The following is a 15,318-nucleotide window of genomic DNA, read 5'->3' on the forward strand; positions in this document are numbered from 1 at the left end:
GATGGTTGGGCTGGCGCCGAACTATGACCGCGACGGCCTGGGCATCGGCATCGTGCACATCGGCGTGGGCGGATTCCACCGCGCACACCAGGCCATGTACATCGACCGGCTGCTGCGACGGGGGCTGGCGCGGGAGTGGGCGATCTGCGGGTTGGGCGTGATGCCGGCCGACCGCCGGATGCGCGACGTGCTGCGGGCCCAGGACGGCCTGTACACCCTGGTCCTCGAGCACCCCGACGGCCACCGCGACGCCCAGGTGATCGGCTCGATCGTCGACTGCCGGTACGCGCCGGACGATCCGCAGGACGCCATCGAGCTGCTGGCCGCGCCGAGCACCCGGATCATCTCGCTGACCGTCACCGAGGGCGGCTACCAGGTCAGGGACCGCGCGTCGGTGTTCGGCCTGATCGCCGAGGCGCTGGCCCGACGCCGCTCCCGCGGCGTCGCCGCGCCGACGGTCGTGTCGTGCGACAACATCGAGCACAACGGCGTCGTCGCGCGCCAGGCCGTCGTCGCGCACGCGGAACTCGCTGGCCTCGACCTGGCCGACTGGGTCGCCGAACACTGCCGCTTCCCGTGTTCGATGGTGGACCGCATCACCCCGGTCACCACCCCCGAGATCGCGGCCGGGGTCCGGCGCGATTTCGGCGCCGCCGACGAGTGGCCGGTGGTCGCCGAGTCCTTCACCAGCTGGGTGCTCGAGGACGACTTCGCCGACGGCCGGCCGCCGCTCGAGGAGGCCGGAGTGCTGCTGGTCGACGACGTGGGTCCGTATGAGGCGATGAAACTGCGGCTGCTCAACGCGGGCCACCAATGCCTGTGCTACTTCGCCTGGCTGTGCGGGTACCGCCTGGTGCACGACGCCGCGCGCGACCCGTTGTTCGCCGAATTCCTGTTGGCGTACTTCGATTCCGAGGCCATGCCGACGCTGCGCCCGGTGCCCGGCATCGACCTGCCGGCGTACTCGCGCGAACTCGTCGAGCGGTTCGCCAACCCCGGCGTGCGCGACACCGTGGCCCGGCTGTGCGCGTACTCGTCGGACCGCATCCCGAAGTGGCTGCTGCCGGTGATCCGCGACAACCTGGCCGGCGGCGGACACATCCGCCTGGCGTCGGCGACGGTGGCCAGCTGGGCCCGCTACGCCGAGGGCGTCGACGAGGGGGGCGAACCGATCGAGGTCGTCGACAACCTGGCGGACACGCTGGTGCCGATCGCGCAGTCCCAGCGGGTGCGGCGCAGCGCGTTCATCGAAAACGAGGCGGTGTTCGGCAACCTCGCCCGGGTCCCGCGATTCGTGCAGGCGTATCGCTGGGCGCTGGACTCGTTGCACACCCGCGGGGCGCGGGCGACGCTGGAGGTGTTGCTGCACGGGGAGGGCTCATGAGCCGCGGACTGGTGATCGGGGAAGCGCTGATCGACACCGTCGACGGCCGCGAGCACGTCGGCGGCAGCCCGCTCAACGTGGCCGTCGGGCTGGCGAGGCTGGGCCGCGGCGTCGACTTCCTCACCCGCATCGGCGACGACGCCGCCGGCCGTCGCATCGTCGATTACGTCGAATCCGCGGGCGCACAAATGATTCCGGGCAGTGTGGTCGCGGAGCGGACGCCGACCGCGGCCGCGACCGTCGGCCCGGACGGGGCGGTCAGCTACGCGTTCGACCTGGACTGGCAGCTGGCCGGGACGCCGCCGGTGCCCCCGCCGCTGTTCGTGCATACCGGGTCCATCGCCGCGGTGCGGGAGCCGGGTTGTTTAGCCGTCGCGGCCCTACTCGACGCCTACCGCGTCTCGGCCACGCTGACCTTCGACCCCAACGTGCGACCGTCGCTGCTCGCCGACCGGAACCTGGCGCGGACGCGCGTCGAGCATCTCGTCGAGCGCAGCGACATCGTCAAGGCCAGCGACGAGGATCTGCGCTGGCTCGCGCCCGACCAACCGCCGGAGCTGACGGCGCGGACCTGGCTGGCATCCGGCCCCGCCCTGGTGGTGCTGACCAGCGGCGATCGGGGTTCGCTGGGGTTCTGTGCGGCGGGCTCGGCTTCGGCGCCGGCGCGGACCGTTCAGGTGGTGGACACCGTCGGGGCCGGCGACGCGTTCATGGTCGGGCTGCTCGACGCGCTGTGGGATGTGTTGGGCGGGTCGCGGCGCGCCGCGCTGCGCGCGATCGGCCTGGACGCGCTGGCGGGGGCGCTTGCGGCCGCGAGCGCTTCGGCGGCGCGGGCGGTCGCGCGGGCCGGCCCCTAGGGCGAGCAGACACAAAAGCCCCGGCACGCCCGGCGTGTCGGGTGCTTTTGCGTCTGGTCGCCGTCCAGTGGGCATACTGACACCATGCGCTCCATCTGGAAGGGTTCGATCGCCTTCGGCCTGGTCAACGTCCCGGTCAAGGTGTACAGCGCCACCGAAGACCACGACATCAAGTTCCACCAGGTGCACGCGAAGGACAACGGGCGCATCCGCTACAAGCGGGTCTGCGAGGTGTGCGGCGAAGTCGTCGAATACAGCGACCTGGCCCGCGCCTACGAATCCGACGACGGCCGGATGGTGATCATCACCGACGACGACATCGCCACCCTGCCCGAAGAGCGCAGCCGCGAGATCGAGGTGCTCGAGTTCGTCCCGGCCAGCGAGGTCGACCCGATGTTGTTCGACCGCAGCTACTTCCTGGAGCCGGATTCCAAGTCGTCCAAATCGTATGTGCTGCTGGCCAAGACGCTCGCCGAGACGGACCGGATGGCGATCGTGCATTTCACGCTGCGCAACAAGACGCGGCTGGCTGCCTTGCGCGTCAAGGACTTCGGCAAGCGTGACGTGATGGTGATCCACACCCTGTTGTGGCCCGACGAGATCCGCGACCCCGATTTTCCCGTGCTGGACAAGAAGGTCGACATCAAGCCCGCGGAGCTCAAGATGGCCGGGCAGGTGGTCGAGTCCATGGCCGACGACTTCGATCCCGACCGCTACCACGACGACTATCAGGAGCAACTGCAGGAGCTGGTGGACGCGAAACTCGAAGGCGGAGAAGCATTTACCGCCGAGGAGAAACCCACCGAGCTGGACGAGACCGAGGACGTGTCGGACCTGCTCGCCAGGCTGGAAGCCAGCGTGAAGGCCCGCTCGGGCGACACCAAGCCGGCAAAGAAGTCTGCGGCAAAGAAGGCGCCCGCGAAAAAGACACGCTCGAGACAGGCTGCAAAGTCCTAACAAACACGACTGCGATTCCCCTATGCTCAGTCATGCCGATCGTTAACTTAGGAGTCACGTGAAGTTCACTCGATCTGGCGCCGCGGTCAGTCTGGTGGTTGCCAGCGCACTCGTGTTGTCGGCTTGTGGGGGTAGTTCGAACACGCCGTCAGCGTCGAAGTCCAGCACCCCCGCGGTGCCGGTGAGCTGCGGCGGCAAGAAGAAGATCCTCGCCGCCGGCTCGACCGCGCAGAAAAACGCGATCGAACAGTTCGTCTACGCCTACATCCACGCCTGCCCCGGCTACACGCTGGACTACAACGCCAACGGCTCCGGCGCGGGGATCAAGATGTTCCTCGGCGGCCAGACCGACCTGGCGGGCTCGGACTCGCCGATGGATCCGGCGAAGGGTGAACCCGACAACGCGCAGGGCCGCTGCGGGTCGCCCGCCTGGGACCTGCCGGTGGTCTTCGGCCCCATCGCCGTCACCTACAACCTCAATGGCGTGCACTCGCTGAACCTCGACGGCCCCACCATGGCAAAGATCTTCAACGGCGCCATCACCAAGTGGGACGACCCGGCGATCAAGGGGTTCAACAACGGCACCAACCTGCCGTCGACCCCCATCCACGTGGTCTTCCGGTCCGACGAGTCCGGCACCACGGACAACTTCCAGAAGTACCTGGACGCGGCGTCCAACGGCGCATGGGGCAAAGGTGCCGGAAAGGTGTTCAAGGGGGGCGTCGGCGAGGGCGCGGCCGGCAATGACGGCACGTCGCACGCCCTGAAGCAGACCGACGGCTCGATCACCTACAACGAATGGTCGTTCGCCGAGGGCCACCAACTGGACAAGGTCCAGGTGATCACGTCGGCGGGTTCCGAGCCGGTGCCGATCACCCCCGAGACGGTCGGCAAGACCATCCAGGGAGCCGGATTCAAGGGCCAGGGCAACGACATGGTCGTGGACACGTCGACGTTCTACAAGCCGAGTCAGCCCAACGCCTACCCGATCGTGCTGGTGACCTACGAGATCGTGTGCTCGAAGTACCCGGACACCCCGACCGGCACCGCGGTACGCGCCTTCATGCAGGCGACGATCGGCGACGGCCAGAACGGGTTGCAGGAGTTCGGCTACATCCCGCTGCCGGCCTCGTTTCAATCCAAGCTGGTGGCGGCGGTCAACAGCATCTCCTAGTCGCCTGAATTCATAAGCGCCCCAACGTATTCAGTCGGACCCGGTAGGGTGTGCGACTATACACACCGACGGAAACTGTTTGGAGCGTTGTCACGATTGTCTGAGAGTAGAGCGATTCTGTTGGCGCATTGGTCGCCAACGATTTACCGTGTGGTAACCATCGGTTGTCCGAGGGCCGGTCATGGCTGGTTGGAGCGGGTGGCGGGCGAAGGGAGCGTCGACGGTGAGTAACGCCGTTTCGCGGGTGGGATCTTTGTTCGGGCCTTATCAACTGGTGCGCCTGATCGGCCGCGGCGGGATGGGTGAGGTCTACGAGGCCGAGGACACCCGCAAGGGCCGGGTGGTGGCCGTCAAGCTGATTTCACCGCAGTTCTCCAGCGACCCGGTGTTCCGCCAGCGCATGCAGCGCGAAGCCGACACGGCGGGACGGCTCACCGAGCCGCACATCGTGCCGATCCACGACTACGGCGAGATCGACGGCCAGTTCTACGTGGAGATGCGGCTGATCGACGGGGTCTCGCTGCGCTCGGTGCTGCAACAGTTCGGTCCGCTGAACCCGCCGCGGGCGGTGGCGATCATTCGCCAGGTGGCCGCCGCGCTGGACGCCGCCCACAGCGCCGGCGTCACACACCGCGACGTCAAGCCGGAAAACATCCTGATCACCAACGACGACTTCGCCTACCTGGTCGACTTCGGCATCGCCCGCGCGGCCTCGGACCCCGACATCACCCAGACCGGAACCGCGGTGGGCACCTACAACTACATGGCCCCGGAGCGATTCAGCGACAACCAGGTCACCTACCGCGCCGACATCTACGCGCTGGCCTGCGTGCTCGACGAGTGTCTGACGGGCTCGCCGCCGTACGGCTCGGCCCAGAGCGTCGAGCGGCTGATCGCCTCGCACCTGATGGAGCCCGCCCCGCGGCCCAGCCAGCTACGGCCCGGGCGAGTGCCCGCCGCCCTGGACGACGTGATCGCCAAGGGCATGGCGAAGAACCCGCTGGACCGCTATCTGAGCGCCAGCGATCTGGCCAGCGCGGCCCACGACGCGCTGACCACGTCCGAGCAGCGGCAGGAGGCAACCATCCTGCGGCAGGGCGACAACGCGACGCTGATGGCCCCCGTCGTCGACCCGAGCCTGGGCCCCCTGGCGAATTACAGCAGCTCGGGTTCGATGCCGCAGCACGCGTCGGGCGCCTACCCGCAGCAACAGTCCGGCCCGTACCCACAGCAGTTTTCCGGGCCCTACCCGCAGCAGCCCTCGGGCGCCCACCCGCAGCAGACCTCGGGTGCTTACCCGCAGCAGACTTCGGGCGCTTACCCGCAGCAGAACTCGGGCGCTTACCCGCAGCAGAACTCGGGCGCCTTCCCGCAGGACGCGACGGCCATGGGACCCACGCCGCAGTTCCCGTCCGGCGACCAGACGGCCATGGCTCCGCGGTACCCAAGCGGCGACCAGACGATGATGCGGCCCCTTCCGATGAACACCGGCGGGCATCCGTCGGGACCCCCCGGCGCGGACCAGACCCAGGCGGTGCCCACCGCCGCATGGGGCGCCCAACAGCCCCCACCCGGCCAACCGTCCCATCCGCAGCAGGGCGGAGACGGCGGCAAGAAGAACACGAAGAAGTTGCTGCTGATCGCGGGTGGTGCCGCGGCAGTCCTGCTGGCCGTCGTCCTGGTGGCCGTCTTCGCCTTCGGCGGCTCGGACGGCGGCACGACGCCGACGGGCAAGACCGACGGGCCGCAAACGGAGCTGCCGTTCACCGGCCTCACCTTCCATCTCTCCCCGGGCGGCGTCGCGGTGGACGCCCACGGCACCGTGTACGTCACCAACCAGGGCATGCGCGGCCATGTGGTGGCGTTGGAGCCGGGCGCGTCCGGCCCCACGGTCAAGCCGATCAACGGGCTCTACGAGCCCCAGGGCGTGGCGGTGGACGCCTCCGGCAAGATCTACGTCACCGACTTCAACTACCGCGTGGTGGCGCTGTTGCCCGGGTCCAGCAGCCAAAGCGAGTTGCCGTTCACCGGCCTGAACTACCCCGAGGGCGTCGCGGTGGACAATCAAGGCACCGTCTACGTCGCCGACCGCGGCAACAACAGGGTGGTGAAGCTGGAGGCGGGGTCCAACACCCCGGTCGTGCTGCCGTTCGACGGCCTCAAGAACCCCGACGGGGTGGCCGTGGACAACAACGGCGTCGTCTACGTGACCGACACCGATAACCACCGGGTGGTCAAGCTGGAGGCGGGCGTGCAGTCCGAACTGCCGTTCACCGGCCTCACCGCGCCGTGGGGCATCGCGGTGGACAAGAACGGCGCCGTGTACGTCACCGACCACGACAACAACAACGTGGTGAAGCTGGCGCCAGGCGCCAACGCCCCGGTCGAGTTGCCGTTCAAGGGCCTCAACACCCCCCTGTCGGTGGCGGTGGACAAGGACGGCAACGTCTACGTCGCGGACCGCGGCAACGGCCGGGTGCTCAAACTCAAGCAGTAGCGGCGATCGCAAGCGCGACGAAGCCGGGTGCAGCGGGCCGCCGCGGTCGGGCTATCGGCGCCGACGGGTGGTCACGAAGCGGATCCCCGCGGCGGTCAGGTTGACCAGCGCCACGATCAGGATCAGGGTCAGGGCGGTGCCCCAGATCCGGAGGAACCCGGCGGGTGATGAATTGCTGGTGAGCTCGGAGTAGATCAACAGCGGCAGGGAGGACATGCTGCCTTCGAAGATGTTCAGGTTGATCGATCGGCTGTCGCCCACCAGCACCAGCACCGGGGCCGTCTCACCCAGGACGCGTGCGAGGGCCAGCAAGATGCCGGCGACGATGCCCGGCATGGCGATCGGGAAGACGATCCGCACGATCGTCTTCCATTTGGGAACTCCCAACGCGTAGCTGGCCTCCCGCAGTTCGTCGGGCACCAGCCGCAGCATCTCCTCCGTCGCCCGGACCACCACCGGCAGCATCAGCAGGACCAACGCGAACGACACCGCGAGGGCACTCTGCTGAAAATGCAGGGTGGCGATCCAGAGGGCGAAGACGAACAGCGCCGCGACGATCGAGGGCACCCCGGCGAGCACGTCGACCATGAATGTGGTCACGCGCGCGAGCCGGCCGGAGCCGTATTCCACCAGGTACACCCCGGTCATCACGCCCAGCGGCACGGCCAGCACGGCCGCCACTCCGGCCTGCACCAGCGACCCGTACAGCGCGTGGTACACACCGCCGGCGAACTCGTCGGACAGCACGCCGCGCAGCGAGTGGGTCCACCACGTCGAGGTGGTCACCGCCGGCCAGCCGTGCTGGACCACCACCCACAGCACCCAGACCAACGGCACCAGCGCGACGAGGAACGAGAATACGAAAAATACTGTTGCGACGTGGTTTTCGATCCTCCGGCGCAAGCTCAGATGATGGACCACGCCCGATTTCAGCGGCCGGTCGAGCGCATTGATGTTCATGCGTTGACTTTCCCGCCGGCGATCGCGCGAGCGATCGCATTGACGACGAACGTCAGGACGAACAGCGCGAAGCCCGCGGAAATGTAGGCGCCGGTCGGCAGCGGCTGGATGAATTCCGATGCCCCGGAGGCGATCTTGGAGGCGAACGTGTAGCCACCGTCGAACAGCGACCACGACCCGGGCTTGGTGGACGTGCGCAGGATGATCAGCACCGCCACGGTCTCACCCAGCGCACGCCCCAAACCCAGCATCGACGCCGCAACCACACCGCTGCGACCGAAGGGCAGCACCGTCATCCGGATGACTTCCCACTTGGTGGCACCCAGCGCCTGCGCCGCCTCGATGTGCATGTGCGGCGTCTGCCGGAACACCTCACGCGACACCGAGGTGATGATCGGCAGGATCATCACCGAAAGAACGATGCCGGCGGTGAAGATGGTGCCGCCGCCCTCGAGGGACACGTTGCCCCTCGCGAACGGATGCCACTTCCACAGATGCAACCAGCCGAACAGGTGATTGATAAACAGGGCGACCGGCACGAGCTGGGGCGCCAGCACGCGGATGCCCCACAACCCGAAGATGATCGACGGGACCGCCGCCAGCAGGTCGACGATCGCGGCGAACGGCCGCGACAGCCTCGGCGGTGCGTACTGGGTGAGAAAGACGGCGATCCCGATCGCGACCGGCACGGCTAACAGCAGCGCGCATAACGAACTGAGCACCGTGACCATGAACAGGTCCCGGATGCCGAAGGCGAGCCTGTTCTCGTCTAGGTCGAATCGAGCGCTGGTGAAAAAGTTCGCGTGGTTCGCAAGCAACGACGGCATCGCCCGCAGCAGCAGAAAAACCGCGATGAGCACGATCGCGATGACGACGGTGGAACCGGCTGCCCCAGCGGCAAGCTTGAACAGCCGGTCCCCACGTCGTGCCCCGCGCCCATCGGAGTCCGCCAGCGCAAGCTTGGTCCCGCTCGGGTCCTGCCGCCTGGCTAGCGGTCCTCGGGCCATGACGACATCAAATCACGCAATGGCATTGACCGCAGTCGACAACCTCGACTTGAACGTGTCTGGAATCGGAACGTAACCCTTGTCCGCCAAGCCATTTTGGCCGTCACCGATGGTGGCCTGCAGGAATGCCTTCACAGCAGTGCCGGTCGCGGCGTCGGGGTACTTCGAGCAGACGATCTCGTAGGTCGCCAGCACGATCGGGTACGAGCCGGCCTGCGACGGCTTGTAGAAGGACAGGGTGTCGATCACCAGGTCGTTACCCTCGCCCGAGATCTTCGCGCCCGCGATGGTCTTGGCGACCGAATCGCTGCTGATCGCAACGGCATCCGGACCGGCCGAGGTGACCACCTTGGCCGTCTTGAGCTGCTGACCCTGAGCGAACGACCACTCCATGTAGCTGATCGAGCCTTCGGCGCCCTTCACGGCACCGGCAACTCCGTCGCTGCCCTTGGCGCCCTCGCCCGCGCCGCCGTTGAACTTCTTCCCGGCGCCCTTGCCCCATTCGCCGTTGGAGGCCGCGTCCAGGTACTTCTGGAAGTTGTCGGTGGTCCCGGAGTCGTCGCTGCGGAACACGACGTGGATCGGTGTGCCCGGCAGGGTGCCGCCCTTGTTGAGCGCCTGGATGGCGGGGTCGTTCCACTGCTTGATGTCACCCTTGAAGATCTTGGCCAGGGTGGGACCGTCGAGGTTCAGCGAACTGACGCTGTTCAGGTTGAAGGTGACGGCGATGGGACCGAAGACCACGGGCAGGTTCCAGGCCGGCGAACCGCAGCGCTGCTGCGCCGAGGCAGCCTCGTCTTTGCTCAGCGGCGAGTCGGAGCCGGCGAAATCGGTTTGCTTGCCTAAGAATTCACTGATGCCGGCACCCGAACCGCTGGGGGTGTAGTTCAGCGTCTGCCCCTGACAGGCACTTTCGAAGGCCTTGACGAAACGGGTCATCGCGTTGTTCTGAGCGCTCGACCCGCTGGCCTTCAGCGTCGGCTTGCCGCCGCAGGCGACCTTCGCCCCGGCCCCGGACGACGACGGGCCCGCGGATGAACTTCCGCCGGCGGCGTTGTTGTCGCTACCACAGCCGGAGAGCACCAGTGCGCCAGTGGCCAAGACACTGAGCGCGGCACCAAATCGCTTGTATTTCAATTCAGTTCCTTACGGTCGGGATGAATCATGTTCTCGCCACTGCCCCTCTCAGCGACTTTGCCAACCAGCAACCTTTCAGTAAGCACGACGTTACATTAAGTTCACCTGGATTCCATAGTTTCTGCTGGCGACAATTTCTCGGGGCCGTAGTCATGTTAAGACCCCCTTGGGCCCGGATTGTCGGGGCACCCGTATGCCAAACTAGAACCTGTTGCAAGTCTTCCGCCGCCCCAAAACCAACAGAGAGGCCGCGATGATCCTGGACAGGTTCCGACTCGACGACAAGGTCGCCGTCATCACCGGTGGCGGCCGCGGCCTCGGTGCGGCCATCGCGCTGGCGTTTGCCGAGGCAGGGGCGGATGTCCTCATCGCTTCGCGCACGCAGTCGCAACTGGACGAGGTCGCCGAGCAGGTCCGCTCGGCCGGTCGGCGGGCCCACACCGTCGCCGCCGACCTGGCCCATCCCGAGGTGAACGCCCAGCTCGCCGGGCAGGCCGTCGAGGCGTTCGGAAAGCTAGACATCGTCGTCAACAACGTCGGCGGGAGCATGCCGAACACGCTGCTGACCACCTCGACCAAGGACCTCAAGGCCGCGTTCACCTTCAACGTCGCCACCGCGCACGCGTTGACGGTCGCGGCCGTGCCGCTGATGCTCGAGCACTCCGGCGGCGGCAGCATCATCAACATCACGTCGGCCATCGGCCGGCTGGCCGGGCGCGGCTTCGCCGCCTACGGCACCGCCAAGGCCGCGTTGTCGCATTACACGCGGCTTTCCGCGCTGGACCTGTGCCCGCGGATCAGGGTCAACGCGATCGCGCCGGGCTCGATTCTCACCTCCGCGCTGGACGTGGTGGCCGCCAACGACGAGCTGCGAGCGCCGATGGAGCAGGCCACCCCGCTGCGTCGGCTCGGCGATCCCGCCGACATCGCCGCCGCCGCAGTGTATTTGGCGTCGCCGGCCGGTTCCTTTCTGACCGGCAAGACCCTGGAGGTCGACGGCGGCCTGACGTTCCCGAACCTCGAGATCCCCGTCCCCGACCTGTGATGCGCGAGCAGACGCGAAAGCCCCTCAAACGGGGCGTTTGAGGGAACTTTTGCGTCTGCTCGCGGCCGTAGGCGGGCCACCGGTCGTCCGGATATGGCCATTACACACATGCCTTATATGTGGCCACTGACCCGCATGCATACCAGTGGCCGGAAAATTTCCACAGGTTCTGCACAGGCAGTTTGAGTATCATAGTGATTGGGTACTCCTAGGCGATGCGTTTTACGGGGGTCAGGGTTATGTCGGATACAAATATCGGCTACTGCCACGAACACGAGCATTGGGCTGTCGTAGACGCCGACAGCAGCCTGTTCGTGTGCGGTGAGCTGGCGGTATGGGATGTGCCGCGGGGGCAGTACATCAGCGTGCAGCAGCTGGAGAATGAGATGCCGCGGGTGTACACGGAACCGCCCGTGCTCGCCGATTTTGCCGCCCGCCGCTAAAACCCGACGGCGCGGCTAGGTTTGCATTTGCGTCAATTCGACGCTCGAATACCTTGTTTACTGGATTCACCACAGTTTTGGTGAACGGTAGAGGTTGGCCGCGTCGAAATCGCCTTTATCGGTAGCCACTTCGGCGACCGTTTCGAGCGCTTCCGTCAATCGCGCGAGACCGTCGGCGCCCAGGCGCCCACGAATCGCCCGATCCAGCTTTCCCGCCGCGTGCAGGCGTGCGGTGACGAAATCGTTCGCCTTGGCGGTGAGTTCGACCACCTTCTCGCGCTGGTCGGTGGCCGACGGGAGGGTCTGGACGTAGCCGCGCTGGCGCAGTTCGGCGACAACCTTGCTGGCGGCCTGGCGGGTGATGTCGAACAAGCGCCCCATCTCCGAAATCGAAATCGGCCGGGGCTGCGCGTACAGGGCAAACACGTAGTTCATCGAGTTGCTGCGCTCCGGGAAACCCGCCGCCTCCATCTCGACATCGACCCGACGGACGTAGCTCCACCAGGCAATTCGCAGCGCCGTGCCGAGGTCCGTCTGCGGCAGACGGAGGCCGGAGGTGTCCGAATCGCCGGATGTGACAACCATGGTTGACAGCATAGGTCTCGCGCGACCCCCCGCGAGCAGACATGAAAGCCCCTGATTCGGGCACGAATTAGGAGCTTTTGCGTCTGCTCGGCACCCTTGGATACCCTCGTTTTCCTATCGGGCGCCACGAAATTAAGGGTCGGAAAAGTTGGCGGAGGGCACGCGGGCCTCGCTCAAGACGAGCTGGTATCTGCTCGGTCCCGCGTTCGTCGCCGCCATCGCCTACGTCGACCCGGGCAACGTCGCCGCCAACGTCAGCTCCGGCGCGCAGTACGGCTATCTGCTGCTCTGGGTCATCGTCGTCGCCAATGTGCTGGCGGGACTGGTGCAGTACCTGTCCGCGAAGCTCGGGCTGGTGACCGGGCGATCGCTGCCCGAGGCGATCGGCACCAACATGAGCCGGCCGGTGAGGCTGGCCTTCTGGGCGCAGGCCGAACTCGTCGCGATGGCGACCGACGTCGCCGAGATGGTGGGCGGGGCGATCGCCCTGCATGTCCTGTTCAACCTGCCGCTGCTGCTGGGTGGGGTGATCACCGGCGCCGTGTCGCTGCTGCTGCTGGCGATCAAGGACCGCAGCGGCCAGCTCTGGTTCGAGCGCGTGATCACCGGTCTGCTGCTGGTCATCGCGATCGGCTTCGTCGCCAGTTTCTTCGTGGCCACTCCGCCGCCGGGCGACGTGCTCGGCGGCCTGGTGCCACGGTTCCGCGGCACCGAGACGGTGCTGCTGGCCGCCGCCATCCTGGGCGCCACGGTGATGCCGCACGCGGTCTACCTGCATTCGGGCCTGGCCATCGACCGGCACGGCCATCCCGCCCAGGGCGAGCACCGCCGCCATCTGCTGCGCGTCACCCGCGTGGACGTCGGCCTGGCGATGGCGGTGGCCGGAACGGTGAACGCCGCGATGCTGCTGGTGGCCGCGATCAACCTGCAACACCACGGCATGAGCGGGTCCATCGAGGGCGCCTACACCGCCATCCACGACACCCTGGGAGCCACCATCGCGGTGCTGTTCGCGGTGGGGCTGCTCGCGTCGGGCCTGGCGTCGGCGTCGGTGGGCGCCTATGCCGGCGCGATGATCATGCAGGGGTTGCTGCAGCGTTCGATCCCCATGTTGACGCGGCGACTGATCACCCTGTGTCCTGCCCTCGCGATCCTGGCGTTCGGCTTCGACCCCACCCGCACGTTGGTGCTCTCCCAGGTCGTGCTGTCGTTCGGCATACCGTTCGCGGTGCTGCCGCTGGTCCGGCTGACCAGCGACCGCGCACTGATGGGCAGCGACACCAACCATCGCGTCACCACCGTCGTCGGCTGGGCGGTCGCGGTACTGGTCAGCCTGCTCAACGTCGTGCTGATCTACCTGACGGTGACCGGGACGTCGTAAATGGCGCACGCCTATTTCGCCTACGGCTCCAACCTGAGCATCCGGCAAATGGCGGCGCGCTGTCCCGACGCGACCGATCCCCGCCCGGCCGTCCTGCCCGATCACGACTGGCTGATCAACGAGCGCGGCGTCGCCACCGTCGAACCGCTCGTCGGCAACGAGGTGCACGGGGTGCTCTGGCAGGTGTCCGACCACGACCTCACCGTCCTGGACAGCGCCGAGGGCGTGCCCGTGCGCTACCGCCGGGACCGCCTGACCGTGCACACCGACTCCGGGCCGGCGGCGGCGTGGGTGTACATCGACGCACGGGTGACGCCGGGTCCGCCGCGCCCGGGCTACCTGACGCGGATCATCGACGGCGCCGTGCACCACGGCCTGCCGCAGAGCTGGATCGACTTTCTGCACCGCTGGGACCCCACGCACTGGCCGCGCCCGTTGTCGCCGTCCGGGCAAGGGCCGCAATCGCTTTCGGAGTTGTTGAGCGAACCCGGGATGGTCGAGGAGAGCCGGCTGCGGTCGAGTTTCGGGTTTCTGGCCATCCACGGCGGCGGGCTGGAGCAGATGACCGACGCGATCGCCGAGCGCGCCGCCGACGCCGCCGGCGCGTCGTTGTACGTGCTGCGCCATCCCGACCGCTACCCGCATCACCTGCCGTCGGCCCGGTTCGATCCGCAGGAGTCGGTGCGGCTGGCGGAGTTCCTCGACCACGTCGACGTCGTCGTCTCGTTGCACGGCTACGGGCGGATCGGGCGCGGCACGCAACTGCTGGCCGGCGGGCGCAACCGGGCCCTCGCCGCGCACCTGGCCCGGCACATCAGGCTGCCGGGATACCAGGTCGTCACGGACCTCGACGCCATCCCCCGCGAACTGCGCGGGCTGCACCCGGACAACCCCGTCAACCGGGCGCGCGACGGCGGGGCGCAGCTGGAGCTGTCGGTGCGGGTTCGCGGCCTGAGCCCGCGCAGTCCCCGGCCGGGTCCCGACGGGTGGTCGCCGGTCACCGCGGCACTGGTGCGGGGCTTGGTCGCGGCCGCGCGTTCCTGGTAAGGGTAATTGGTGACCTTTGACGCCAAGGACTTCCGGTTCGCTTTGAGCATCCGCTTCTTCAAATCCCGCGCGGCATTGGAGGAGAAGGCGAAGCGGGCCGAAGACCTGGGGTTCGACGTGCTCTGCGTGCCCGACCACCTCGGCGCGGCGGCGCCCATCCCGACGCTGACCGCGGTCGCGATGGTGACGACGAAGCTGCGGCTGAGCCAGTACGTGTTCAACGCCGCGTTCTACAAGCCGGCCCTGCTGAGCCGGGACCTGGGCGCGGTGGACCTGCTCAGTGACGGCCGGCTCGAGATCGGGCTCGGCACCGGGTATGTCCGCGAGGAATTCGACGCCGCCGAGCTGCCGTACCCCAGCGCCGGGGCGCGGGTCGACCACCTCGAGCACATGACCAAGTACCTCAAGGAGCACCACCCGGCGACGCCGATCATGATCGCCGGCAACGGAGACCGGGTACTGACGCTGGCGGCGCGGCACGCCGACATCATCGGGCTGACCGGGTCGCGGGTGCGCGAGACCGACGACCCGCTGGCCGAACGCGTCGACTTCGTGCGCGGGGCCGCCGGCGACCGGTTCGAGTCGCTGGAACTGAACCTGGCGATCACGGCCGTCCCGCGCGAGGGCGAGACGATGCCCGACCTGAGGATGACGCGTCAGTACGCGTCGGACCTGTCCGACGACGAGATCCTGGAGCTGACGTCGGTGCTGACCGGGTCGCCATCGGAGATGGCCGACACGTTGTCCGGGTACCGCGAACGGTACGGCGTCACGTCGTTCACGGTGCAGGACAACCACATTGACAACTTCGGCAAGGTGATCGCCGAGCTGCGTTAGGGGCGGT

The 15,318-nt window shown here is 67.5% G+C and carries 14 protein-coding genes; 10 read left to right on the top strand and 4 right to left on the bottom strand.

The window, feature by feature from the left end:
* Window position 1 precedes the first annotated feature (1 nt).
* The 5 genes from AC5Y5V_RS29165 (at window position 2) to AC5Y5V_RS29185 (ending at window position 6,869) form a co-directional block, all read left to right on the top strand.
* A complete protein-coding gene (locus AC5Y5V_RS29165; RefSeq protein WP_499942248.1) occupies window positions 2–1,384 on the top strand; it encodes a mannitol dehydrogenase family protein in 1,383 nt (460 codons plus the stop codon).
* Window positions 1,381–2,241, top strand: a complete 861-nt coding sequence (locus tag AC5Y5V_RS29170; RefSeq protein WP_499942251.1) for a carbohydrate kinase family protein — start codon at window positions 1,381–1,383, stop codon at window positions 2,239–2,241. Before AC5Y5V_RS29165 ends, AC5Y5V_RS29170 begins: the two co-directional genes overlap by 4 nt.
* 84 nt (window positions 2,242–2,325) lie before the next feature.
* Complete coding sequence (gene ku, locus AC5Y5V_RS29175) at window positions 2,326–3,198, top strand: non-homologous end joining protein Ku (protein WP_499942254.1); 873 nt, start codon at window positions 2,326–2,328, stop codon at window positions 3,196–3,198.
* A 58-nt stretch (window positions 3,199–3,256) separates the two neighbouring features.
* Window positions 3,257–4,372, top strand: a complete 1,116-nt coding sequence (pstS, locus tag AC5Y5V_RS29180) for a phosphate ABC transporter substrate-binding protein PstS (RefSeq protein ID WP_499942256.1) — start codon at window positions 3,257–3,259, stop codon at window positions 4,370–4,372.
* A gap of 223 nt (window positions 4,373–4,595) precedes the next feature.
* The gene (locus AC5Y5V_RS29185; protein ID WP_499942258.1) at window positions 4,596–6,869 is read left to right on the top strand and encodes a serine/threonine-protein kinase PknD; all 2,274 of its coding nucleotides are present in this window, start codon (window positions 4,596–4,598) and stop codon (window positions 6,867–6,869) included.
* 51 nt (window positions 6,870–6,920) lie between these two features.
* On the opposite strand, the gene pstA is transcribed toward AC5Y5V_RS29185, so the two are convergent.
* Genes pstA through pstS (AC5Y5V_RS29200) form a run of 3 tightly spaced genes read right to left on the bottom strand, consistent with a single transcriptional unit; the run spans window position 6,921 to window position 9,973 of the window.
* Window positions 6,921–7,829, bottom strand: a complete 909-nt coding sequence (gene pstA / locus AC5Y5V_RS29190; protein ID WP_499942261.1) for a phosphate ABC transporter permease PstA — start codon at window positions 7,827–7,829, stop codon at window positions 6,921–6,923.
* Window positions 7,826–8,836 (bottom strand): phosphate ABC transporter permease subunit PstC, encoded by a 1,011-nt coding sequence (pstC, locus tag AC5Y5V_RS29195; RefSeq protein ID WP_499942264.1) that lies wholly within the window; start codon window positions 8,834–8,836, stop codon window positions 7,826–7,828. Before pstC ends, pstA begins: the two co-directional genes overlap by 4 nt.
* A gap of 12 nt (window positions 8,837–8,848) precedes the next feature.
* The gene (gene pstS / locus AC5Y5V_RS29200) at window positions 8,849–9,973 is read right to left on the bottom strand and encodes a phosphate ABC transporter substrate-binding protein PstS (protein ID WP_499942266.1); all 1,125 of its coding nucleotides are present in this window, start codon (window positions 9,971–9,973) and stop codon (window positions 8,849–8,851) included.
* Window positions 9,974–10,226: 253 nt separating this feature from the next.
* Between pstS (AC5Y5V_RS29200) and AC5Y5V_RS29205 the strand changes: the two genes are divergently transcribed.
* Together AC5Y5V_RS29205 and AC5Y5V_RS29210 are read left to right on the top strand one after the other, a co-directional pair.
* On the top strand, window positions 10,227–11,018 hold the full coding sequence (locus AC5Y5V_RS29205; protein ID WP_499942268.1) for an SDR family oxidoreductase: 792 nt from the start codon (window positions 10,227–10,229) through the stop codon (window positions 11,016–11,018).
* 239 nt (window positions 11,019–11,257) lie between these two features.
* Window positions 11,258–11,461, top strand: a complete 204-nt coding sequence (locus tag AC5Y5V_RS29210) for a hypothetical protein (RefSeq protein WP_499942270.1) — start codon at window positions 11,258–11,260, stop codon at window positions 11,459–11,461.
* A 66-nt stretch (window positions 11,462–11,527) separates the two neighbouring features.
* On the opposite strand, the gene AC5Y5V_RS29215 is transcribed toward AC5Y5V_RS29210, so the two are convergent.
* Window positions 11,528–12,046, bottom strand: coding sequence for a MarR family winged helix-turn-helix transcriptional regulator (locus tag AC5Y5V_RS29215; RefSeq protein WP_499942273.1), 519 nt, complete (start codon window positions 12,044–12,046; stop codon window positions 11,528–11,530).
* A gap of 148 nt (window positions 12,047–12,194) precedes the next feature.
* On the opposite strand from AC5Y5V_RS29215, the gene AC5Y5V_RS29220 reads away from it, so the two are divergent.
* From AC5Y5V_RS29220 to AC5Y5V_RS29230, 3 genes are read left to right on the top strand one after another with little or no spacing between them, the layout of a single operon-like run.
* On the top strand, window positions 12,195–13,427 hold the full coding sequence (locus tag AC5Y5V_RS29220; protein ID WP_499942275.1) for an Nramp family divalent metal transporter: 1,233 nt from the start codon (window positions 12,195–12,197) through the stop codon (window positions 13,425–13,427).
* Entirely contained in the window at window positions 13,428–14,474 is a 1,047-nt protein-coding gene (locus AC5Y5V_RS29225) for a poly-gamma-glutamate hydrolase family protein (protein WP_499942277.1), read from the top strand.
* A gap of 9 nt (window positions 14,475–14,483) precedes the next feature.
* On the top strand, window positions 14,484–15,311 hold the full coding sequence (locus AC5Y5V_RS29230) for an LLM class F420-dependent oxidoreductase (RefSeq protein ID WP_499942279.1): 828 nt from the start codon (window positions 14,484–14,486) through the stop codon (window positions 15,309–15,311).
* The last annotated feature ends 7 nt before the right edge of the window (window positions 15,312–15,318 follow it).

Source organism: Mycobacterium sp. NGS68 (assembly GCF_059812195.1).